This window comes from Halorubrum sp. BV1 (assembly GCF_000746205.1).
Lineage (GTDB): Archaea > Halobacteriota > Halobacteria > Halobacteriales > Haloferacaceae > Halorubrum.
Genome location: NZ_JQKV01000001.1, coordinates 560,858 through 584,606 on the forward strand (window position 1 = coordinate 560,858; position 23,749 = coordinate 584,606).

At 56.1% G+C, this 23,749-nt stretch carries 18 protein-coding genes; 13 read left to right on the forward strand and 5 right to left on the reverse strand.

Annotated features, from left to right (window positions below):
• Positions 1-298 precede the first annotated feature (298 nt).
• Both EP28_RS02735 and EP28_RS13625 read right to left on the reverse strand, forming a co-directional pair.
• Entirely contained in the window at positions 299-2,950 is a 2,652-nt protein-coding gene (locus EP28_RS02735) for a Piwi domain-containing protein (RefSeq protein ID WP_049982463.1), read from the reverse strand.
• On the reverse strand, positions 2,947-3,942 hold the full coding sequence (locus EP28_RS13625) for a DUF2797 domain-containing protein (RefSeq protein WP_080506033.1): 996 nt from the start codon (positions 3,940-3,942) through the stop codon (positions 2,947-2,949). The genes EP28_RS02735 and EP28_RS13625 overlap by 4 nt, the downstream gene beginning before the upstream one ends.
• Before the next feature lie 162 nt (positions 3,943-4,104).
• On the opposite strand from EP28_RS13625, the gene EP28_RS02745 reads away from it, so the two are divergent.
• The 10 genes from EP28_RS02745 to EP28_RS02800 all read left to right on the forward strand — a co-directional run bounded on the left by EP28_RS02745 (position 4,105) and on the right by EP28_RS02800 (position 12,737).
• Positions 4,105-4,905, forward strand: coding sequence for an HFX_2341 family transcriptional regulator domain-containing protein (locus EP28_RS02745; protein WP_049982465.1), 801 nt, complete (start codon positions 4,105-4,107; stop codon positions 4,903-4,905).
• A gap of 17 nt (positions 4,906-4,922) precedes the next feature.
• Positions 4,923-5,537 carry a hypothetical protein gene (locus EP28_RS02750; protein WP_049982466.1) on the forward strand — a complete coding sequence of 205 codons (615 nt, stop codon included), beginning with the start codon at positions 4,923-4,925 and terminating at the stop codon, positions 5,535-5,537.
• Positions 5,538-5,871: 334 nt separating this feature from the next.
• Positions 5,872-6,585 (forward strand): hypothetical protein, encoded by a 714-nt coding sequence (locus EP28_RS14015; protein WP_155118416.1) that lies wholly within the window; start codon positions 5,872-5,874, stop codon positions 6,583-6,585.
• 31 nt (positions 6,586-6,616) lie between these two features.
• Positions 6,617-7,486, forward strand: coding sequence for an ATP-binding protein (locus EP28_RS02765; protein ID WP_049982469.1), 870 nt, complete (start codon positions 6,617-6,619; stop codon positions 7,484-7,486).
• Positions 7,487-7,648: 162 nt separating this feature from the next.
• Positions 7,649-8,221: a hypothetical protein gene (locus EP28_RS14020; protein WP_155118417.1), complete on the forward strand. Its 573-nt coding sequence runs from the start codon at positions 7,649-7,651 to the stop codon at positions 8,219-8,221.
• A gap of 170 nt (positions 8,222-8,391) precedes the next feature.
• A complete protein-coding gene (locus EP28_RS14520; RefSeq protein ID WP_155118418.1) occupies positions 8,392-9,075 on the forward strand; it encodes a homing endonuclease associated repeat-containing protein in 684 nt (227 codons plus the stop codon).
• 251 nt (positions 9,076-9,326) lie between these two features.
• Positions 9,327-10,436 (forward strand): competence protein CoiA family protein, encoded by a 1,110-nt coding sequence (locus EP28_RS14030; RefSeq protein WP_155118419.1) that lies wholly within the window; start codon positions 9,327-9,329, stop codon positions 10,434-10,436.
• Positions 10,437-10,569: 133 nt separating this feature from the next.
• Positions 10,570-11,421 carry a ParA family protein gene (locus tag EP28_RS02790; RefSeq protein ID WP_049982474.1) on the forward strand — a complete coding sequence of 284 codons (852 nt, stop codon included), beginning with the start codon at positions 10,570-10,572 and terminating at the stop codon, positions 11,419-11,421.
• A 2-nt stretch (positions 11,422-11,423) separates the two neighbouring features.
• Positions 11,424-11,804, forward strand: a complete 381-nt coding sequence (locus EP28_RS02795) for a DUF8115 family protein (RefSeq protein WP_049982475.1) — start codon at positions 11,424-11,426, stop codon at positions 11,802-11,804.
• 153 nt (positions 11,805-11,957) lie between these two features.
• Positions 11,958-12,737, forward strand: a complete 780-nt coding sequence (locus EP28_RS02800) for a hypothetical protein (protein ID WP_049982476.1) — start codon at positions 11,958-11,960, stop codon at positions 12,735-12,737.
• An 80-nt stretch (positions 12,738-12,817) separates the two neighbouring features.
• On the opposite strand, the gene EP28_RS02805 is transcribed toward EP28_RS02800, so the two are convergent.
• Entirely contained in the window at positions 12,818-13,234 is a 417-nt protein-coding gene (locus EP28_RS02805; RefSeq protein WP_049982477.1) for a DUF8009 family protein, read from the reverse strand.
• Between the two features lie 163 nt (positions 13,235-13,397).
• Between EP28_RS02805 and EP28_RS02810 the strand changes: the two genes are divergently transcribed.
• The 3 genes from EP28_RS02810 to EP28_RS14745 are packed head-to-tail and all read left to right on the forward strand — an operon-like array spanning position 13,398 to position 21,014.
• Positions 13,398-17,435 (forward strand): Eco57I restriction-modification methylase domain-containing protein, encoded by a 4,038-nt coding sequence (locus EP28_RS02810; protein WP_049982478.1) that lies wholly within the window; start codon positions 13,398-13,400, stop codon positions 17,433-17,435.
• Positions 17,432-20,776 (forward strand): helicase-related protein, encoded by a 3,345-nt coding sequence (locus EP28_RS02815; RefSeq protein ID WP_049982479.1) that lies wholly within the window; start codon positions 17,432-17,434, stop codon positions 20,774-20,776. The genes EP28_RS02810 and EP28_RS02815 overlap by 4 nt, the downstream gene beginning before the upstream one ends.
• 10 nt (positions 20,777-20,786) lie before the next feature.
• Positions 20,787-21,014 carry a DUF8139 family protein gene (locus EP28_RS14745; protein ID WP_049982480.1) on the forward strand — a complete coding sequence of 76 codons (228 nt, stop codon included), beginning with the start codon at positions 20,787-20,789 and terminating at the stop codon, positions 21,012-21,014.
• Positions 21,015-21,052: 38 nt separating this feature from the next.
• On the opposite strand, the gene EP28_RS02825 is transcribed toward EP28_RS14745, so the two are convergent.
• Entirely contained in the window at positions 21,053-21,697 is a 645-nt protein-coding gene (locus EP28_RS02825) for a hypothetical protein (RefSeq protein ID WP_049982481.1), read from the reverse strand.
• 28 nt (positions 21,698-21,725) lie between these two features.
• The gene (locus tag EP28_RS02830; protein ID WP_049982482.1) at positions 21,726-23,618 is read right to left on the reverse strand and encodes a DUF262 domain-containing protein; all 1,893 of its coding nucleotides are present in this window, start codon (positions 23,616-23,618) and stop codon (positions 21,726-21,728) included.
• Between the last annotated feature and the right edge of the window lie 131 nt (positions 23,619-23,749).

The window sequence follows — 23,749 nt, forward strand, 5'->3', positions numbered from 1 at the left end:
AACGAGCTTGACCAACTAGAACAAAGAGATTAGAACCGATTGTCTGTTCTATAAGCGCATCTAAGATAGTGTCACATCAAACCAACTGGTGGAGAATCCCGGTAGTATTGTTGTTCTAGGCTTGTTGTTTGAAGCGAGTTGGAGATAACGCGTCTGCTTGAATTGGGAATTGTAGAATCATAGGGGAGATGAGGTTATTGGCAGTTGCGGAAGGCCAGTAGCGTCTAAGAAGAGTCGGATATTGATAATAGATATTTTATGATACTCGGGGTATGTCCCGTTGCCGTTCCCGACCAATTTAGAGGAAGCCGATGCCAGTCTCCAAGTCAGACGTCATTGGGAGGTGCCCCTTCGCCGCCGCGGTCGCGGCACGGTCCGCATAAGCCGTTGTGATTGGTAGTCGCGTCGTCGTGTTCGCGACGCCGATATGGCACTGGGCCAGGAGATACACCTGGCGCGTGAGCGTCTCGATGTCGGTCCCCCCATGCTTACGCTCAACCGTGATCGGTCGCGGCGTCCCGGTCGTTCCTTTAGCGAGTGGTTCGGGTTGGCCGTACGTCGCGATATACGCGAGATGCTGCTCGTCGTTAATGCAGGCAATCGCCTTGTCAGGGTTCGCGAGGCCGCCCTCCTGATTAACGATACGAGCGGGCGCCTGCTTGCGTACCTCGACGACGTCGTATGAGATGCCGCGCTCGTCGAGGAACCCGAGGGCCGGTTCGATCGGGTCGTTCATGAAGCCGTCACGATGGATAGCGATATGGTCGGGGGCGTCGCCACGGTGCTCTTCGTACCCTAACAGCGACTGCCTGGCAATCCGGCGGAGGGCCGATGCGGGGATGCGTTCGCCTGCCTGGGGGCCCGTGTGGGCGTACCCGAGAACTGCGCCCTCGTTCGTAATCGCGGTCACGGACGCGCCGACGCGGATGCCGTCCTGTAGGCCGTCGTCATCGTCGTCGAAATACTGGCCGACGTCGAACGCGAGATAGAGGTCGGCATCGCCCGGTAGCGAACCTTCCACGGTGAACGGGATCCCGCCAGCTGCACTGATTAGCCCCAGGGCGATATTCTGGTGGTAGCCCGTCTCCTTCATCGACTTCCGGTCGATCATCTGGGAGTGAAGCCCCTTCTCAGCAAGGACCTCTTTGAGCTCGTCATAGGGCTGGTAGAACGAGGTCAGTGCGCCCTCTTCTGGAGGGAGTACCACCAGTGCGGCGTCGTAGTCGTGGTCGCTCGCGATTTGGCGGCCAACCTGGATGTCGACATCGCCTGGCCCGTCGCTTTTGGGCGTCGGCTCGAACGTGATGTCCGACCGGCTGTCCGGTTCGGCGCCCATGGATCGGAGTTTCCGTGAGAACGTGTTCCAGAACGAATCAGCTTGATCGCCCTCCAGTTGCTGCGGGTAGACGTAGAGGACGTTGAACGGCGCTGGTGGTTCGTAGACTCCTTTCTGACCGACTTCGTTCGGGTGGTCACCGAGGCGGCCGTTAGCGAACTTGAGAACCTCGGCGTCGGTCTCGTACAGTTGTTCGACGCGGAAGTGAGAGTCGCCGGCGAACAGCGGTGCGTCAGCGGGGAAGGACAGGGTCGTCCCGTCGAACGGGACGTCACCGACTTGCCGGGCGAACTCGACGGCGTCCTCGACACGAGCGGAAGCGGAACGGCGCATCTTCGGCTGCGCTTCCGACCAGAAGTCGCCGTCGAAGTTCGCGAGGTTCGCGGTATGACCCTGAAGGGCCAGCAGTTCTTGAGGGAACGTCTGTTTTCTACCTGAACCCATGGGGTATGCGGTCACGACCCGACGGTTCGAGCTATCGATTTGCTCGACCGTCACGTCGTCGACGAGCGGGTTTTCGTCTCGATGGTAGTCGACGACACTCGTCTCAGCGTCGATCGTCGGGTCGCGAGCGCGCTCGGGCTGAACGCGACCGAGTCGATACCCGCGGCCGTTGTAGGTTGCGACGAGTCGCAGACCGGGATAGAGTCGGTGGTTCTCGACTTTGTCGAGCGTGTAGTCGGTTTGAACCCGAGTTTTCGGATTCACGTGGAGGTAAACCCTTCCCGACGAGGCGACCGTGATGGCGCAGTCGAAGCGCTCGTGCAGGCGGAAGTTCCCGGTTCCAGCCTGAATCGGGATGGGGTCTCCTTTGAGGATCTTGTGCATCCCGTGAACGACGAAATCTTGGTCGCCGACACGTTGCTTGAATGCTTCCTCTACGAGGCGCTGGATTTGGGCTCGCTCCGCTTGGTTCGACAACTCGAGTGTTCGCTCCCCTGCTTCTTTGAGCTCTCGCACGCCCTCGCTTTCGAGGATGCCATCGCCGGGAATCGGATGGAGGGCCACGACCTCGAGGTCGCCAGCGTACGCCATCGGTGGCGCACGGTCGCCGTACTCTTCGCGGATTTCACGCATAGCGACGTACGCTCGTCGACGCCGTTCGGCGGCCGACTGCGCTTGGTCTCCTGTCGCAATGAGGACGTTATAGACGTAAACAGGCACGTCGTCGATACGCTGAGCCGCGGGATACGTGGTTAATCCGTGACCGCTGGCCGATATATCGCGCGTGTCGACAAGGGCGTCTTCAATAGCTGCGTCCTCCTCATAATCAGACCCCGTACTCTCGCTGGTGGTGGCGCTCCTCTGCTCGGCTGTCGTATCGAAGTCACTCGTATTCGAATCCGATTTTCTGTCAGTTTCCTCATCTCCACCAGCGCTCTGATCGGACCTGTACTCGTCCGGGACGCTCACGTCGAACTCATCTTCGAACGCTTGGATACTCGCCGGCGTCGGCTCGATCGTCCACGCACTGACGTCTGGATTCCAGGTACGATGAGTCGTGTCCCACGAGAGCTCATTCAGCCGATTTATGATGTTCTCGTCGTACTCGAACCTGATCGCCAGTTTTTCGCCGTATTCGTCTTCGACGATGTCGTAGGAAAACTCGGTCATGCAGCACCCTCCTTCGAGACAGGAATGTACTCAGATGGCTGTTCACGTTCCTGCGAATGCTCCTCTTCGTTTTGCTGAACGCGCAGGTCGGTGTCTTCGAAGAACGGGTCGTCCGTTTCGATCGTGACCACGTGACTACTGTGTCCCTTTAGGTTAGCGACGAACGAATCGGTAGCCAACAGACCGCCGCGAATCCCCAGCACTCTGCCCTCTCGCGATTCTCCCGCGGACAGCGAGTATTGGTTGGTCGTCAGTCGCTGGTCGAGGGCCGGTGCCTCGATAGAGGGAACGTCGACGACGGCGTCACGAACGTCTTGGCGGTCGCTGTTGTCCCAGAAGTAGCAGGGCTGGAGCTTTTCCGGGATCAACGCCGCCGTAGCGAGGGCGTCGTCTGCGAGTCGATCGACGCTGTTCTCCATCGGCTGATACCACTCGTGGCGACGGCGCTGCGGCCACTCATCGCCGATGGCCTTCTCGATAATCCCAGCAGCCTTTCGGTTAGGCGCACGAGCGAGCGGGATCGCGTGGGAGGCACCTTGTTCGGCCCAGCGACAACGAACTCGAGACTCCCGACAAATACCGACCTTGATCCGGTCGGTCGCCGCGAGGTAGACGAGATGCGTATGCGAGCATGACCGCTGCTTGTAGTCTGGGTAGGGACAGCCTTTGTACTCGCAATGGGTCGCAGGGTGCATCACGCATGTCGCGTGCGGCGGTTCTCCTGTACAGTCGGCGCAGGGGGAATTATTGGTAACTTCGCCGCACTGCGTACAGTATTGGTCTTCGGAGATCGTTACTCGAACTTCTGTCCCCACGAGTTCGGATAACGGGAGGTCTGGGCGTTGGTGAATCGGGACGCCCGGTTGGGCGAATTTGAGTGCGGGTTTGTCATTATACCAGGAGACGAAGTCGATAATCCCGGTTATCGACGCGGCATCCACTGCGACCCGCGGGGAGCTATAAGAGCCGAACGTCGCCTGCGTTCCTTCCATCTACTAACTGGGGGATGGGAACAGAACCCAATAAGCACTACGCTGACAAAATAGCATTGTTACTGATATAGCGTATTGTATCGACATTACCGAAATAACCGCATTATTCATAAAATACCACGCTAAAAGACGATTATGAGCAGCGACGAGGGCACTACGCCAATGTCCGCAGACAGCCAAAATTCGCGATCAGGCGATGAATCGGTCTCTTTTGAAGGCCTGAACGTTTCCGACCGCGTCCACATCGTTCCGTTGGGTTACGAGTACGAACGCGTCACTGTCCCAGCGATTCGTATGCGTGCAGACCGCGTGTATCTCATCTACCACGAAGGGGACGATCCCGATGAACGCCCCGGCTATTATGAGGATATTCATGGAGATTTGGCGGCAGCTGGGATTAGCGTTGACGACGACAACGTCTGCAACATCTTCGACTTGTATGATACCCTGCGAACGGTCGCCGAGCTCATCCAAGCGAATCAAGAACACGAGGTCTACGTCAATCTCGCTTCGGGAGGGAAGGTCACGGCGATTGCAGGCATGATCGCCTGTATGGTTACGGGCGGCGCCGAACCGATCTACGTGAGTGCCTCTGAGTACGGGCAAGACAAGGAGGATCCAGTGGCGAAAAACGTAACGAGCATCTCGCGACTACCGACGTACCCGATTCAAGCGCCGTCTCGCGACCCTCTCCGGTTACTTCAGTATGTAGTCGAAGAAGGACCGGTGACCAAGCAAGATTGCATCGAGTTCGCTGTCGCCGCAGGAATCGATCCGCTCGCCGAGCACGAAGGAGACGACACACGCGGCTTGTACCGTTTGCTGGACTCGCACTTGCTTGACTCGCTTCGAGAGGATCGATACGTAGAGACGTACAAGAAAGGGCGGAATAAATACGTGGAGGCGACTGAGGAGGGCCAGAATACCTTCGAAGCGTTCGCATACATGCTTAACGAAAGCTGACACGAATCTAATAGCCGATGCCCATAGACTTCACCTCTCACCTAATCAGAGACAGTTGTCAGCGGTACCGCGAGGGCGAAAAAGAGCGGAGACCACTCGAATTAGACGTTGAGAATCGATGGACCGAAGAACAAGAGATGCTACGTCGGTTCCCAGTCCGATTTCAAGAAGACAGCTGTATCGACGCCCGTGACGATTTCAAACTCCTGACGCGCTGGAAATGGCCTGGCCTCTGGTCGAATTATGCGAAAAAGAATTCTCAAAACAGAGTCAGGCGTGTAACCCAAACCGCATTCGACTGGGGAACCGAGATGCCGGAAGGAGAAACGGAAACCATCCTGCGAGATCAGATTGGCGTCCTCACCTGTTTAGACGGCGTTGACGCAGCTATGGCCTCTGTGATACTCACCTTCTGGCAGCCTGACGAGCACACCGTTATGGACGAACGTGCCCTTCTGGCCCTCAAGCAATCCGCCGATGATGAGTACCGTTGGACAGAACGGGAGGAAGCCTCTCGAAAACACTACCCTGCGTACGTCGAGATTTGCAAGCGATTACGGGACGACCTAGAAGGGAGTTTCAGCCTACGCGAGATCGACCAAGCACTCTGGATTCTGGGTGACCAAGACTGAGAACTCACTGAGCCAATTTACAACCACTTTTTACGATTACCATCCTACCCTGACATAGCTCAGGGGACGCCGCCTGCTGGCGCTCGTCGTCAGTAGAAGCGGACCGGTGTAGCAGCACCGGCCCTGGGCTGGTCACCAGCCAAGGTGAAAGCCCATGCCAAGAGACGTAACAGAGATACTTGAACGGCCCGAACCCGTTCACGACTTCATCGAGAGCGACCCACCAGCGGTCGCTTCAACCGAACTACGCGTCCTCGAAGACGCGGTCGAAAACACGCACGCTCTCCCGACAAACCGGGCAATCTCGATACTCTGCCCAGACTGTAGTAGCGAAGTGAAGCGCTACGACGATGGCATTCCCGCCCACCTGTGGCGCTTCAAGGAGAGCTGCGAGAACTGCGGCGTCGACGATCTTCGGCGTTGGAGCGTCGTCTGCGTCGCCGCCGACCATGCAGAAACCATCTCGCTCAACCAACTCGCCGTCGTGACCCAGGCATACTGGGAACGCCATTACTGGCGCGGTATCCAGACGTCCGATCGCCATCCACGCAAGGACGAATTCATCTCTGAGTACAACGGCCAAGCTGACAAATTCGACTGGGACTGGTCGCTCCATTGTCCGCTCTGTCGTCGTGCCTACCACGAACTCAACAACGGCGGTCCTGACTTCCACCACTGGTGTCGCCCTCACTTCGAAACCGATGGGGGTGCTGAGGATCCAGTTGTTCAGGATGAACATGGCGTCGTGCTCTGTCGAAACTGCCACGACGCGATCTCCGGCGGGAAAACTGACTCTCGACAGGACTGGCGCGCACGCAAGCTCGGTCTCTACGGTAAGCACTGTCTCCAGCTGCCCAGGCTGGCGATTCGCGACCTAGAGGCTGACTGCCCGTCCCAGGCCGACAGCCAGATCGAACATCTGCAAGAGCGGTTCAACCTCCCCTACCGTATTGACGAGATCCAACGGATCATCAGCCAAGCCCTCTCCAACGAAGACATCCATAGCGTCATCCACGACGACACCCTGATGCGTGGGCTCAAGGACTGACGTTCCCCTCTTTCGCTCTTCAAAACAGCTTATGAGCAAAATCAACGACGATTCCAACGACCAAACAACCGGAGACAGTGCAGAGACAGAATCAACCTGCTTCCCATGGCAGTCGCCCTCGTCCAGATCGTTCGACGATGTCGGGGGACTAGACAGCATCAAAGAACAGCTCGAGCGGCTAGTCGTCCGGCCGTTAATTGAGAATCGCGAAGAGTACGCTCGCCTCAACGTCACGGTCCCGAACGTATTGCTCTACGGCCCGCCTGGAACAGGGAAGACGTACCTGACCGAAGCCCTCGTCGGTGAAATCGGGTACCCCTTTGTCAAAATCACACCCTCGATCGTTCAAAGTCGCTTCGTCAACGAGAGCGCGGAACGCGTTCGTGACCTATTCACTGAAGCTCGAGAAATCGCAGAGCAGTACGGTCACGCTGTCATCTTCATCGACGAGGTCGACGTCGTTCTCGGCTCTCGCGACATAGCAAACGCCCACCACGAGGACCAGAAGGTTGTCAACGAGTTTCTCACCTTCCTCGAGGAGTCCGGGCAGCAGAACGTCTACGTCGTCGCTGCGACGAATCGTCGCGAACGACTTGACGAAGCGGCCGTCCGAGCAGGCCGGTTCGACAGAGAGTTCCACATCGGCATCCCCGGCGCCGAAACTCGGCGTGAGATTTTCCGCACTCACCTTGAGGGCCGACCGAACACCGTGAGTGATGACGACCTCACGTGGTGCGTGGAGAACACCGAGAAGTGGAACGGGGCTGAAATCGCCATCACGATTGACGAGGCAGCGCGGCGGGCCGTCGAGCGTGGTGGTGACACCATCCAGCACGAAGACCTCGTCGACGCGATCATCGATCAAACTTCAGAACGAGTCCCGAGTAACATTCCACTGTAGACTTCTACCAACTGAATCGTAAGGATCGCTCGTCTTCGAGGCGTCACCTTATTTTGGTGTCAATCACGATTCAGTAGTATGAATAATCGACCTCCAGAGCCAGCTGCGGGCGTAACTAATCTTCACTCACAACCGGGTGTGGAGAGTGACGGGGGACTCCTCATGCTTCAGGAAACGCTCGAATCAGAGCTCCCGGTAGAAGTGTTCGATCGGCTAACACAGTATCTTCCCGAGGAAGACATTCCTGAGGAGCCGTCAGCCGAATATCGGCAGCGTGCGTTAGAGTACGTCACTGACTGTATTTCATATCGCGAGGAAATACGACCAGACTCACTCAGCGAGCACACTGAACTCCCTGAGAAGATTAATCGTGTGACTGCCGGAGGGTGGGTCCAATATTTCAGTAAGTACGATACCGAGCATGAACGACCGGAAAGTGACGCTGATACGCACGAAGCAGGTAAATACCTCTTTTTCACCCCTGATGACGTTAGAAGTCTCGAAAACATTCTGATCGAGCAGCTCAAGCAGCGTCCATACAGTATGGCAAAAGTCCCAACGAAACTCGGGAAGAAAGAAGACTGGGTGCTCTGCCTCTATCAGGAAGATAATCGGTACTGGTACGACCTTCGCGAGGAGTATCATGACCCTCCTGGTGTTCGGTTTCGCGGGTTCAAAACGAATACAAAGACCCGGCAGGGGGAGTATTCCGACAGGTTCGAGAGTTCTCAATAAGTCCGGGATCCGCTCCGGTCGACATCTGGCGGTTACCTCGAACTAACCGCTTCAACAGCATACTAGGATACATCAAAATTTTGTCTATTCCAAGTACATCGAATAGGACAGCCAAAGGTCATTTTCGAAATCAAAGTAATGATTTGGTAGGGTGTTGATTGGGTAACAGTATGGGAGGGGTTACGCGAGAGGATCTGCTTGATGCCCTTCATCGACTTGCGGAGGAACTCGGTGAAACCCCGACGAGCGTTGAGATGAATGATCAAGGGGAGTATTGGGCATCGCAGTATCAAAATGAGTTTGGGGGGTGGAATGATGCTCTTCGTGAGGCTGGGTTGGAACTGAATCAGCCGAGGAAAGTGCCGACGGATGATTTATTGAATGAGATTAGGCGGCTTGCTAGGGAACTTAATCGAACCCCGACGAAAGAACAGATGGATGACCGGGGAGAGTATTACGGTCGAAGTTATCTAAAGCGGTTCGGGAGTTGGAATGAGGCAATTCGTCAAGCGGGGTTAGAACCGAATGAGCGAATTCCGGAATCTACGTTCCGAGAACCGCCGGACGCATGCCAGCTGTGTGGCGAGCTTCCCGACGCCGGATTGGATTTTCACCATTGGCGATATGGGGAGAACAAAGCCGGGTGTTACCTCTGTCGGGAGTGTCACGATGATGTCCATGCTGGCGGTGCGCGACCAGACAAAGATCCAGGGTGGTTGATGAACGCTGTCGAGAACTTGATCGGCTGTCACGCGAAACACTCAGAAGAAATTAGTGCCCAAGCAATCACCACTCGTTACAATATTCCTTCGCAGGGGCTTGTAGAGTCCGTGATGTCGAATATGGGAGCATGATGTAAGGTGATTAGATATGCCCACCGACCATTTGCTTGATTCGGAACTTTCGGTCCCTTGCTGGCAAAAGCTCGGCTGAAATCCCATGTTCCTCCCTTCGGCTCTTAGACCGCCCGTTCCCTCCGGTAGCTCACGACCAGTAGATTAATGTATACTAACTGATACAGACCGAGTCTGCCATCAGAGCCGTACAATAATAATAATAGTTGGATAGCTATCATCCATCAAGGTCGGTTCAGGCCCCCGCAATCATGCCCTTCACAGCGACCCACAATGGCGAACGTGTCCTCCCTCACGAAGCCAAATCTGCTGATTCACTCGTCTGTCCGGTTTGCGACGACGCGATGAGTGTCGTCGCTGAACACCGGCGACGTGGCGGCTTCGTCGCCCGACACTTCCGCCATCAGACCAACGATGAGTGCCGCGGTGAGTCGATTCCGCACCTGCGAATGAAGGCAATCGCCTTCTCCAAGCTCGTAACCACTTACCCAGACGCGGACGTCAGTATCGAGAAACCAGTCGGCCCTCGTAGAGCAGATGTTCTCGTCGAATTTCCAGAGCCGCGTCAACCGCTCGGGAAGGGAATTGCCGTCGAAGTTCAGCATCGGAATAATTCGAAGGACCTCTTCGCGACTGACCAGGATTACTACGACGAGGGATTCAGCGTCCTCTGGCTTTCCGAACAGCATTATTCCGATTACGACGTCGCCATCGATCACGTTCAGCCGGTCTGGCCGAAGGCTCTTCCTCAGCTTCGTGGATACGACGGGCTTTCGTGGCCAGTCATGGATGAGCCCTCTACTCCTGAAATCCAGGTTTCGCTTCCTCCGGACTACTTAGACCACCACCAGCCGTCGATTCGTGAGGCGTTCGAACGAGGGCAGCGCCAGCGATCAAACAGGTCTTGGACGACTCATCGGCAAGTATGGCTGAGTACGCCACGTCAGCCGACGAAACGGTCCTTACAATTTGCTGAAGCGCCGGCCGGCGGGTTCTACTTGAAGCTGAGTAAAGGGAAGAAGGGAGAACGGCCTGAGTTCGTCCACGTTCCGCTTAGTGAGGGAGACGTCGACAGCCTTCAGAACGTCCCCGAAGTGGTCAGCTCAGCCCTCGAAAAAGACCAGACCGAGGGCGAATGGCAGGATCAGGAGGTCTGCTGGCTCAAAGCTTACGACGACCCCGTGACGGCGTGGCTGAAAGTCGTTTCCACTCCTGACAACGGCTATCTCTTGGAACTGGGGAAGAAGGACGCAAATGGACAATCAGATCAAGTAAAAACGTCATTCACCCCCTCAGAGAAGTTCCAGTACAATATTCGTGACTTCTTCGACGGTCTCGAACCCTACCTTTCGAAGGAGTAGTTCCCATCTCGGGAGTCAACCAGACCCTGAGTGATTATGAGATAGACACCAATCCCTGATGAATTTCTTAGGTATGTCTGACTAGGGTTTATCCTATAGGCTTCTATATATCTGAGCATATAGAGAGTCATAAATGAGCGCAAGAGTAGCCAGCTTCCTCGATAAAGGCGGTACTGGGAAAACAACTAGCATCGCTCATCTCGGCGTTGCACTCGCTGAGCAGGGGCATGAAGTCCTGCTCATTGACCTCGCCGGCAAACAGGGTGACCTCGCAAAGGCATTCGGCGTCTGGGAAGATGTACAAACCAGCATTGAGGACGACGACGCCTGGCCGAACATCTCGACAGTCTTCGACGACGCCTGGGAAACAATCGTCGAAAAGCTCGGCGATGAGGCTGTCGAGGAACTCATCGTACAGGCCGAGGAGGGCGTTGACCTGATCCCGGCGCACCCCGGATTGGATACGCTCGACGCGGAACTTGCGAACATCGACGACGCTTCCGACCGGTACTCCCGGTTCAAGCACTTCCTTGACGACTACATCGACCAGCTCGGCTACGACGCCGTACTGATCGACCTACCAGGCATGACGACGAACGTGACCTACAACGGGCTCTGGGCGGCACAGAACGTGCTTGCTCCCGTCGAGATGGGGCCGTTCGAGGCCGAACAGGTTGGCGCGTTACGTGACGATCTCGCGAAGGTCGAGGCCAACTTCGACGTCAACGTCGACTTGGCGATGGTTCTCCCGAATAGAGTCGACTCACGCACGAAACTCGCTGGCGAGTACCAGGATGCCTACCAAGAGGAGTACCCCGACGCCATCGCGCCAGAGTACGTCCCTTCTTCGCAGGACATCCGGAACGCGACTGAACAGGGGCAGTCAATCTTCGCATTAGAGAACCCAAGTGGAACGGCGCGAGAAGCACGTGAGGCATACCGGACCAATGCTGAAGCGCTCGTCGAGCGCGTCAGTGAGGACTGATCATGGACGACGAAATTGAAGAGTTGAAACAGCAGACCAGCCAGGGGGACAGATTAGACGAGGCGAGCGACGAGCAAAGCCGCCATGCCCTCAAGACCGCGATCCTCGAAGAACTCGAGAGAATCGAGGAGGGCGAAGAGCAGAAGGTCATCAGCGTTTGGGACGGCCCGATGGCAGCGCTGGTACGGGCACTGGAGAATCATCCCGACCAACTGGAAGAACTCGGTCATAGTCTCCAAGACGAACTCGGCGTGGACGAGGGGGACGTTGATCGAAGCGAAGTCATTCGGCTCGCACTTCGACTGGGACTCCGAACTGCGTCGCCGGAGGTCGTGGAGGCAACGCGCGAAGCGGTGAGTGATCAGGCGACGAAGAACCTATAGACGCTCCTAAATTGATTCCTATAGGTTTTCATATAGCCATATTGTGTGGCGTTTGAGCGCCTCTTCTGTCTGTTTCTCCCACAATCTAAATAATACTGATAACTTGTCAGTGGGCTAGGATATTTATTAAACGAACCAGTATCTCCACCTGCGATGAGCTCCCAAAACTCATCGGCCCCAGCTGACGATCGGCCCTCGCATAATGATGGAGCGGCCCTCCAGCTGCCGGTCGAGCTTGACGCTACCGAGACCGAGTACAGCCACCCGAATGCGCCACAGTACAAGATCCAGGGTCTGATCCCGGTTCAACGGGGAGACGATCTCGTCGTGGATCTGTCTGACCTCACGCAGGCCGGCGACTGGTACGTAGACACCGACGTCGACCTCTACATCAGAGGCAAGCGCTACACGCAGGGAACTCCAGACAGCCGCTACGTCAAGGTCCAAGCGATAACCACCGAACGACCGGGCGTCGCCTCAATTGGCTCGAGAACGGACCTCGTGTCCAGTACCGACCTCGAAGAGAGTCTCGAGGAAATCGAAGTGTCAACCGACATCCCGGAAGCAGCGGTCACCGACCTCGTTGATTCCTACGCGTTCAGCGCAACCGAGGTTGTTAAGCACACGCTGCTTGACAGTCATCGCGGGATTGTTGACCTTTTAGCCCACTCGGACGGCACGCGTGTCAGCGTCGATGTCCAACAGCCCTACGAGGGGTGGAAACACGACGTAAGTCGAATCAAAGACAAACATCAAATCGAAGCGCTCGATCCAGACAAAAAAGAGCACATGCGCGCGATGGTGCGGCCGGTTCTGGGTGCCGCTTGGGGAGACGGCGAGTATGAAGCGAGAGTTGAAGCACCGGATCCAGACCTTGACCGCCTGTACGAACTCGCAGACGGCGAGGGCTACACCGCCCTCACACGGGTCTGATTGCACAGTCTTTTATTCGTCCGCTACTCTCGAAAGAAGAGAGTTAATACTCCGGTTTTGAGCCGTGGAAATCTGCTCGGCTAGCCCAGCGACTGATAATCCGTTTTCAGACTGACAGACACCGTGCCGACTTCGACATCGACTTCCTCTTTTAGTGAGGATTTGACGTCGCTCCGCCACACTTCCCTCGCTTCTTCATCCTCAGCAGCTGGGAAGCTAACTAAATTCTCACCGCGCGCCTCAATGAATGCTACTGGTTCGATGTGCAGCGGTTTCGGTGACATCTCAGACGGGTAGGAGTTGCCGGACTGAATAGTGTAGAGTTCGCCTGAAACGGACGAAGTGAACGCCGGCAGGACCCGAATCACGACAGTATGGTTGAGGTCTGCCCTATCGAGATTTCGTTCGTATGCCTCTACGATTGTTTCTGAATCGACCCGAATCGTTTCGATCGCCTCGGCAGGGTGATCTCCCGCTTCTGGTTCTGACCTTTGCACAAGATGGAATATTCGGCTTGGTGCCGATAAACCCTATCCGTCTAACAATCGGGATAGAAACTATTCTCTCGATTATGTCATCCAGTTTCTTTTGAGGTACTATCGGAATTTCCCCCGGAAGACTACCAAAGAATAATACGCCGACGGAAAATGGTTCTTGTCAATGCCTGTCGATTTCCTTGAGTCGGAAACACCACGCCCATGGACATCGGACCGCGTGGGTGCCGACTGTGACCTTTATCTTGGAGAGGGATCCAACGGCCTCGAAATCGTCGTCACAGAACGTGATGATCGCCCCCAGAAGAGTTGGCTTCAGCGACTCTACACCGACCGTCGGAACCAGCGCATCAACCCGATCTTGGTTGTTGTGCTTCGAGATGGCGGCCAGACAGTCGACATCATCGGCCCTGCGGGCGAGGACCCGGATGTCAAGCGCGACCTCGAGCCCTCGCAGGTAGAGAGGATCTGTGAATCTGCACTCGACCGGCCCGACCACCACGCTGCACAGCGCTTCCTCAGCGCCGTCTTAGCCCAGATCGACGAAGAGCTGGTCGGTCTCCGTAATCAGGGTCTTCTCTCGACACACGAACTGAAAACCGGTGTGCCCGACCGTGACGACTGGAACGAAGCAGTCGGCCAAGCTGAAGGGCTGCTGGATGAAGAAGGTCGAGACTTGGTTGAGGGTCTCGGCTACGAGATTGAGCGCCTTCAGGATCATAGCTACATCCTCAAGGACACCAGCGACAGTCGAGAACAGGCGGTTGCCGTCTTCCTGAACGAGGACGAATCATTCGACCACGCACAGGACCGCTTCACTGGTCAGACGCCGATTTCGTACGCGCTCAGCGAAGCAGACAAAAAGAACCTGGACTACGTCATCGCTAGTTCAGAGAGCCGTCTACGACTCTACACGACAAACCCCGACGCTGGGTTCGGCTCTCGTGGCCGGACGGACACCTTCGTTGAGGTCAATACCGATCTCCTTACTGACGACAACGCCGGGTACCTACCACTGCTGTTCTCGTCGGGCGCTCTCCAAGACGAGGGGTCGCTCCACGAGATCATGGCCGATTCGAAGGATTATGCTGCTGAGTTGGGTCAACGCCTTCGAGAGCGAATCTACGACGACGTCATTCCCGACCTTGCTGAGGCCATCGCCGACGCTCGCGACCTCGAGGATCCGACGAAAGACGAACTAGACGAGACCTACCGGATGGCGCTGATCAAGCTCTACCGGCTTCTGTTCATCGCATACGCTGAGGACGAAGGGTTCCTCCCGCGGCATAATCCTCGGTACGAGCGCCGTTCACTGAAGGCAAAGGCGCACGAACTTCATGACCTTCGGCAGGAGGGGATTGAGTTCGATGAGCAGTCGACGGCACACTGGGACGATGTGATGGAACTCTCCCGATCTATTCACGACGGCCACTCAGAGTGGAGTCTGCCCGAGTACAACGGGCGGCTGCTCTCCTCTGACGAGGACATCTCAGAAGCGGGGGCTAAACTGGCCGAGATCGAACTGACCGACAAACAGTTCGGGCCTGTATTGGCGAACCTGCTCATCGACGAGTCCGAGGCCGACGACATTGAGGGGCCGATCGACTTCCGCAACATTGGTGTCCGGGAGTTCGGCGTCATCTACGAGGGACTGCTCGAGTCTGAACTCTCACTCGCCGATCAGGACCTAACCGTCGACGAGGAGGGACACTACACGCCGGTCGACCCCACAGGCCAGCAGCAGTTAGGCGAGAACGACGAGGACATCGTCGTCGAAGAGGGTGAAGTGTATCTCCACGGCCAGTCTGGTGAGCGGAAAGCCACCGGCACGTACTACACGAAGACTCGGTTCGTCGAGCATATTCTCGACCACTCACTCGAACCGGCGCTAGACGATCATCTCGAACGCCTGGATCGACTGCGTGAGGAGGAAGGTCGTACGGCAGCCGCGAAGGCCTTCTTCGACTTCCGAGTTTCCGACATCGCGATGGGATCGGGACACTTCCTCGTTGGTGCTGTCGACCGCATCGAGAACCGCCTGATGAAGTACCTCACTCGGGACGATGTCCACCTCCCGCAGGTCGAAGAGGAACTTGACCGTCTACGTGACGCCGCCGAGGATGCCTTCGAGAGCAGTGAGGAAATGCCCGAAGTTGAGCGTAGCCAGCTTTTGCGACGGCAGGTCGCTCGTCGGTGTATCTACGGCGTCGACGTAAACGACCTCTCTACAGAACTGGCGCGTCTCTCGCTGTGGGTACATACGTTCGTTCCGGGACTCCCGCTGGCATTCCTCGACTACAACCTTACCACGGGCGACTCTCTGGCAGGAATCGGTACACTGGACGAGGTGAGCGACATCCTCGACGTCGACCAGACAAATCTGGGGATGTTCATGGGTGGCTCCAGCGTGATGAACGACATTGAGGATGCCATTGACGAGCTGGGAAGCTTTGCGGACGCTGACGCCCAGCAGGTTGCTGAAGCTCGGGAAACGCGGGAAAAGATTCAGGAGCAGCTTGAGGAGACCCGAGCGGCATTCGATATTCTGGCAGCCTCACGAATTGACGATGAAATTGATCCCGAGGTGGTCAACGACGATGGTGTGAATCTTCTCGACAGCGACGAGTACGGAATGGCACAAGATGCTCTGGAAAGTACGAACCCACTACACTTCCCGACTGCTTTTCCCGAGGTATTCGGTAGTGAATCCGGCACAGGGTTCGACGTAGTCGTTGGAAATCCCCCTTGGGAGAAAGCAAAAGTTGAACGTCACGCATTCTGGTCTCGACACTACCCTGGATTGCGAGGCCTAACACAAAGAGAACGAGACAACCGAATTGAGGAACTGGAGGAAGAACGTCCCGATCTCGTCACCGACCTTAGACAGAGGCAGTTGGAAGCCGAGAAACGAGCCACCATCCTCACTAATGGTCCATACGAAGGGTTGGGTTCTGGAGACCCAGATATGTATCAAGCGTTCTCTTGGCGCTTCTGGGACGTTCTTTCGGAAAACGGTGAGATGGGACTAGTGCTCCCTCGTGAGGCCTTCATGGCCAAGGGATCGGAAGCATTCCGTAGAGAAACCTTAGAGAACGGGACCTTCGAGGACGTGACGTTCGTCAAGAATAAAGCACGTTGGGCGTTCCAAATGGAACCCCGCTACACTATTGGCTTGACCGCAATCCGAAAATCCAAGCCGGGTGCGGAGGAAACGGTCCCAATACGTGGCCCCTTCGCAGACCCTAAAGAGTTTGATGAAGGCGTGGAATCGGAACCATACCGGTTCACAGTCGAAGAAGTCAACTCGTGGACTGATGTTTGTGCCTTCCCATTACTTCCCCCAGAAGATGGGTCTGTCAGTGCCTTTGGCCAATTGCAGGAATCTCCTCGGCTGATAGCTGATGAGGGAGACTGGGACGTAGTCCCCTATCGGACAGGAATCACATCCAGTGATTGTCTTTCCATCGAATCACCCGAGGACACCGATAATGAGGTCTGGCCAGTCTACAAAGGAGAGTCGTTCGACGTCTGGGAACCAGACACGGGTTCCTACTATGGTTGGGGTGACCGAGATGATCTCGTCGAATACCTTGAGGACAAGCGAAGCCGAAGTCGAAAGTGGCCAGATACGAACCGTGAACTCCCGTGTTTCCGACCCACAATCGGATTCAGGCGGGTGACAAGAGCGACCGATAGTCGAACGGTCCGTGCCTCGCTCATCCCACCGAAAGTGTTCATGAGGGATGCAGATCCTATCGTTCTCTGGGCACGAGGTGAAGAACAGGACGAGGCCTATCTGATCGGGGTACTCTCCTCGATCCCGACAGACTGGTATGCTCGCCGCTTCGTCGAAAAGCACCTAGACTACTACATTTTCAACGGTATCCCCATTCCACGCCCTGGCCGCGATTCCAATCTTCGCCAGCGCGCTGTCGAACTTTCGGGTCGTCTTGCCGCCGTTGACAACCGCTACGCCGACTGGGCCGACGAGGTCGGTGTCGACTACGGTCCGCTGGACGAAGACGAGAAACAGGAGAAGATCCATGAACTCGACGCCGTCGTCGCCCACCTCTACGGCCTGAGCCGCGAGAACCTCCAGATTATCTTCGAGACGTTCCACGACAACTGGGACCACGAATCCCGGTTGGACGCGGTACTGGAACACTACGACGAGTGGGCTGAACGACTGGAGAGTGAAGAATGACCAGGCCAGAGTTTATCGACAATCGGGAGGGGAACACCCTTGCCGTGGCCATCAACGAGTACATCGACGACCTGCGGGAGAAGATGGGGCCCGAGCCCAACCTGGACATCGCGACGGGCTACTTCAATCCCCGTGGCTACTTCGAGGTAGCCGACGCCCTCGACCAGGTCGGCGAGGTCCGTCTCCTGCTTGGGGCACAGCCGGACCAGAAAGACACCGAGCGTTGGCGCCAGCCGGGCGAGCCGCGTGGTGAGGACTACAACCAGAAGCGCCTCGAGGAATCGCTCAAGACTCTGGATCGGAACCTCGACCAGGACCGGGACCTGTTAGGGTTCTCTCGACGAATCGACAGCCGTCTACAGCAACTCGTCAACTTCCTCAGGAGCGACGACGTCAAAGTCAGGCGCTACGAAGAACGGTTCCTCCACGGGAAGGCGTATCTCTTCTCGCACGACCAGGGTACTCTGGTCGGTTCCTCCAACTTCACGGGTGCGGGCCTGACGTCGAACATGGAGTTGAACGTCGGCCAGTACAGCCCCTCTGTGACAGGACAGGTCAACGAGTGGTTCGAGGACATCTGGGCCGAAGCCGAGCCCTATGACTTAGCGTCGATCTACGAGGAGCGGTTCGAACCGTATGACCCGTACCTCATCTACCTGCGCGTCCTCTACGAACGCTACGGCGACGAACTCGAGGAGGAAGCCGAGGACGACGGCGCGATCAACCTCACCAACTTCCAGCAGGACGGGGTTCGCCGAGCCGAACGGTTCCTTGACGAACACAACGGCGTGGTCGTCGCAGACGAGGTCGGCCTCGGGAAGACGTACATCGCTGGGAAGCTGCTTGAGAAGACGGTCAACGAAAACCGCCAGCGAGCGCTGGTGGTGGCACCTGCCTACCTGCGGGACGGGATGTGGGCATCGAAAGCCCCTGAGTGGGGCGTCCAGTTCGAGACGCTCTCGTACTCAGAACTCCGGAACGAGCGCCAACTCGGCGGCGACCGCGCGTACTTGGACCTGGACAAGGAAGAGTACCAGCTCGTAATCATCGACGAGGCCCACGCCTTCCGGAACCCCGGCACACAACAGGCCGACGCGCTCAGACAGCTCCTGCGCGACGACCCGCCGAAGGACATCGTGATGCTCACAGCGACGCCGGTGAACAACTCGCTGTGGGACCTCTACTACCTCCTGTACTACTTCATTAAGAACGATGCAGCGTTCGCCTCGGAAGGAATTCGGTCACTGCGTGACCGGTTCAAGCATGCGCAGTCCGAGGACCCGTCTGATCTGAGTCCTGACCTCCTGTTCGACGTCCTCGATGAGACGACCGTTCGCCGGACTCGACGGTTTATTCGGGACCACTACGAAAATGCGACCCTCCCTGACGGCGAGGGCGGTGAAGTCAGGATCACGTTCCCCGAGTCCAAACCGCGCCGTATCGATTACGACTTCAGCGACACATTCGGGGACGCGTTCTTCGACGACGTCGCAGAAGGGTTAGCAGCTGGAGATCGCGACGAGTCAGACCTCACACTCGCCCGATACCGACCGTCGTACTACCTTGAGGGCGAAGAAGACGCCTCGGAACTGTCCCTCGTCGGGCTGCTCAGAACTGGGCTACTGAAACGCTTTGAGTCCTCAAGCAAAGCGTTCGCCAACACGCTGGATCGAATGATCAACCAGAACCGCGCTGCACTGGATCTGCTCGACAACGGGATGTTCCCCAAGCCGGACGCTATAGATGAGTGGGTCGAAGCCGACAGTGACGAGGTGCTTGACGACGCCTTCGATCAAGCCGACGAGAATACAGTATACAACCTCGGTGCGACGGAAGCGGAAGTCGAAGAGTTCCGCCAAGACCTCGAAACCGACTTAGAGATCCTACAGGGCTGGTACGAGCGCGTGAGCGTCGTCACACAGGACGACGACGAAAAACTCGATACCTTAGGCGAGACGCTCATCGGCATCGCCGAGGACGCCGAAGAAGATGCCGAGACAGACCCTGAGCTCGAGAAGGAAGAAGCGTTCCGGCAGAATCGGAAGGTGGTCATCTTCTCCTACTACGCTGACACGGTCGATTGGATTCTGGACTACTTGGAAGAGCGCGTCCAGAACGACGAGACGCTCGCCTGCTACGAGGGCCGAATCGCTGGCGTCACAGGTAACGGTTCAGTACGGGGAATAACGAGAGAAGACGCGGTTCACGGCTTCGCTCCCGACTCGGCAGATGCGCCGGCAGGCGTCGAAGACCAGTACGACATCCTCGTCACGACCGACGTACTTGGCCAGGGGGTCAACCTCCAGCAGGCCCGGAACGTCATCAATTACGACCTGCCGTGGAACCCGATGCGTGTCGTCCAGCGAAACGGTCGAATCGATCGCATCAACTCCCCACACCCCGAGATATTCCCAATGACGTTCTTCCCCGAAGACCGCCTTGACGACCTGCTCGAACTCGAACTTCGGGTTCGTCAGAAGGTAACCCAGGCGGCCCGATCCGTTGGCCTTGACAGCCAGGTCATCCCGGACATGAACACGATGCAGCAGAACTTCTCTGACCGGGTCGAGGACATCGAATCGATTCGCAATGAAGACGAAGAGGTCTACGAGAAAGGTGGTGGCCAAGCAGCGGCGTACTCAGGTGAGGAGTACCGTCAGGAGCTGCGCGAAGGCCTAGAAGACAGAGAAGACCAGATCACGTCGCTCCCGTGGGCGGCAGGGTCTGGACTCCGCGGCGAGAATCCCGGCTACTTCTTCTGTGCCCGGGTGGGAGAAGAATCGTTCATGCGGTTCGTCCCGGACGACGATGAAAGCGATATAATCGACGACACGCTCACCTGCCTCCAGCGGATCGACTGCGACCGCGATACCGACCGCGAACTCCCGAACGAATTCAAAGAGGGCGTGTACGGTGCGTGGGAGGACGCGAAAGAGGACATCTGGCAGCAGTGGCAGGAACAGACCGATCCACGTGCTGTCCAGCCAGACGTTCCGAAAGCATTTCGCGAAGCAATCGAACACGTGCGGGATCACTGGCCGTCAGACCTGACCCAGAACCGGCAGGAGGAGTTAATCGACTCGCTGGGGGCACCGTGGCCACAGCAGTACGAGCGTGAGATGCGAGAGGTCGTTCGCGATGGGGGACTAGATGGCGAAGAGAAAGCACGGAGAATCGATGAGAAAGCAGACGACCTCGGACTCCAACCCTATGACGCACCCGAGCCGCTTCCACCAATCCGGGAGGAAGAGGTCAAACTCATCTGTTGGATGGCTGTTGCTCCAACACAAACAGATGAAGACGAGGGCGGTCCCTCACTAGTCTCCCAGACAACGCTCTAGTAATCAACACATGCAACAATTCGAGGTTGGCGATAGGGTGCGAATAGACATCCCGGACGAAACAGACCCAGATTATCAGTTACACGGGGAACACGGTACGGTTGCCAAGCTCCTGAGTGACGACGCTGGGGAACTGACTGGAGACACGCGTGACTCACAGATGTACCGTGTTGAGTTGGAGTCGGGACAGACTATCGATTTGCGCTGGCGTAGTCTGCGGCCGCCGATAGACGACTGAGCAGCGGTTTATCAAACTGAGGATAGCTCTCAAGCGAACTACTCAGCCTCAACCAAGGAGACATTGGGGTTCTCTTCAAGGATGCGTTTAATCCCAGACGCATGGTGTCCTCCCGTAATCAAGCACGCAGTCACGGTTTCGTGACTAACTGCGTACTGTTCAATATCTCGAGCCATCTTGGCGTTTCTTGATTGGAGGGTACCGGCAAGGAAGAGAACGAACAATCCCAGGCCGGTAAATAGAGTAAGTGTTAACAACTGCATCCAGAGGGTCGTGAACGTAAACAACCGGTCGACAAACTCGGGTATTGCAAGTGCGGCAAGCAAGACTACGATTCCGTGTCCAATAACCCACAGATGGCGGCTCTCCACGAGTAATCGGTGTACGTTCTGATCAGTATGAACGACTTCAGCCCCGTGTGCTTCTGAGAGGTGTGTCACGACCTGTTGGTCGTCTTTTCCGACCAAGGCTGCCCAAACAGTTAGAATACCGACCCAGAGATACATCGTCATCACCAGAACAGGAACAGAGAATAGATTCCACATGACTGCCTTGATACCCGGACTATCTGAGCGGGGAGCTTCAACGAACACGACATCGACGTCACCAAGAGCTTCTTCAATCGCCTCAATTCGCTTCTCGGGGCGGGTTATGTGATAACCTCCAGCGATGTAGAGACGCATTCGATGGTCACTTACTCCTCGCTCATATTTACTGAACTGCTGGGTCGGTCGGCCGTTTTACGTACTTGTCGACGAGGTAGTCTCGGATTTGCTCCTCGCGGGCCTCAACAAAGTCTGTATAATTTTCTTTGTTCGGTTCGGTGTCCGGGAAGCAATTGATGCGGCGGTACTTTTCGATCTCGGCCTCGGTGAGTTCATCGAACCATTCTAGCGGCAGTTTATCACCTTTTGAATTATTGACGTCTTTTTCGAGAAGCTGAAGATTGCCGATGCGGTGGACATCGACGGAATCGTCGACGGCAGCCTCGTAGCTGTCTTGTTTGGATTTTGGGTAAATGTGGTCGAGTTCCAAGCGGCCAACGCTCTGCTCGGTGTATGATTCTTCAAGCAGACCAAGAATTGCTGCGACCTGCTTACTCCGGAAGACGCCCGCTGAACTGGTTGATGTGTTATGTGAATCCAGAATTGCTTTCTCGATGTGCTCGATGGTCATCACCTCGCCCATCCGGTCAAGTAACTCGTCAGTGGGGAAGACTTCGAGATCGCCCTCGCTGTTATGAATCCGGGATAGTTCGACGGACATACCCCGGGCCTGTGATCCGGTCAGCGACTGCAATAATGTGACCTTCGCCAGGAATTCGAAGATAGCTCTTTGATTTGGCTCAGAAACTTCAGCGTCCTTGTTTTCGTAGTAGAATTTTGCGAAGAGAGCGACTGTGAGCATACTCGGTAGAGTCGATGCCGAGAAGCCGAGCGTTTCGACTGTCTCGAAGGCGTTGTCGACGGCTTTCTCAAACCTGCCGTGTGGGTTCCCAAGATCGCCTTTAGCGTACCACAGCTCCCGAAGTTCTTCGATTTCATCGTCCTTTTCGAACGACTCAACCGTGTTCTGGAGAAGATCCTCATTGATAAGATAGACTAAACAGCGAGTGATAAATTCAATGTCGATGGCATCCTCAAAGCCTGGATAACGACCTGTAAGTCGCTCGACGAAGTCAGCGGTTCGTTCTCGGGGGAGGAAATCGCCGTCATCAACGTACGGAGCGTGCGACATCAACAGCGACTGGACGTACTGGTAGGGTTTTGGGCGGGAGCCGTTCAGATTAATTCGCTTGAAAATTTCGTGGACGTCATCCGAGGCGTAGGTGTCCTGAGTATTCGGCAATTCGTATTCTAAGACGCTCCGTTGGAAGTCAGTGGAGACATGTGTGACAATTTGTTGGAGCATGTTTCGTTGATCTGCTGTCGCATCAATAGCGGTCTCCTTGAGTAGATTGTTCACTTTAGCTGATGCTTCCGCATCTTTGAGCGGCACGCGGTCCTCGTCAAGGAACTCGCTCAGTGGGATCCAAAGCCGGTGGGTGCCATTGGTAATGGTGTAGTTGTCTGCCTGAGTACCGTTCAGTTCTCCAGTGGGTCGGAATTCAAACTCGTAATTGCCAGCCAGGTTGAGACCCTCTGCTTCAGGATAGGACGGACTACCAAAGAGGTTCAGACACAATTCCCGTTCCTCCCAGTGGCGTAGCCGGTCTTTCTCGCCACCCCGGCCACCTGTGTACGCTGCGATGGAGCCACAGAGCCCGAGATAAGCGGAATTCACGCGCTGTTGGCCATCAATGACAAGATAGTCACAGCCGTTGTTTTCCTCGATGCGGGTGTTGGTCCGTTCGAAACCTTGGTCGCGGAGGTCATCGGGAAACCTGCCGGTCCCGCTCAGGTGCTGCTCAATGAACTGGTAGGTGGTGTATTCGTTTGTGTCGCGGACTTCCCAGAGGGTTACTTGGCCGACAGGGTAGTCCCGCATGAACGAATCGAAGAGAGCAGTGATCTGATTTTCTGTCCAAATAAATTCGCGTTGTAGGCCGGGGAGCATGACTCGGCCATTGACGCGGGAAACATAATCCGACAGCGTATTCAGCATCTCTAAAGAGTCTTATTTAGCACAGTCAAATAAGGATGGGTGCGTCGAACTATAATCGCGAACGACGTCAACACACCAGAAGTCTACTACCATATACGTTCAGTGAGGGCAAATAGGTACATTGCTCCACT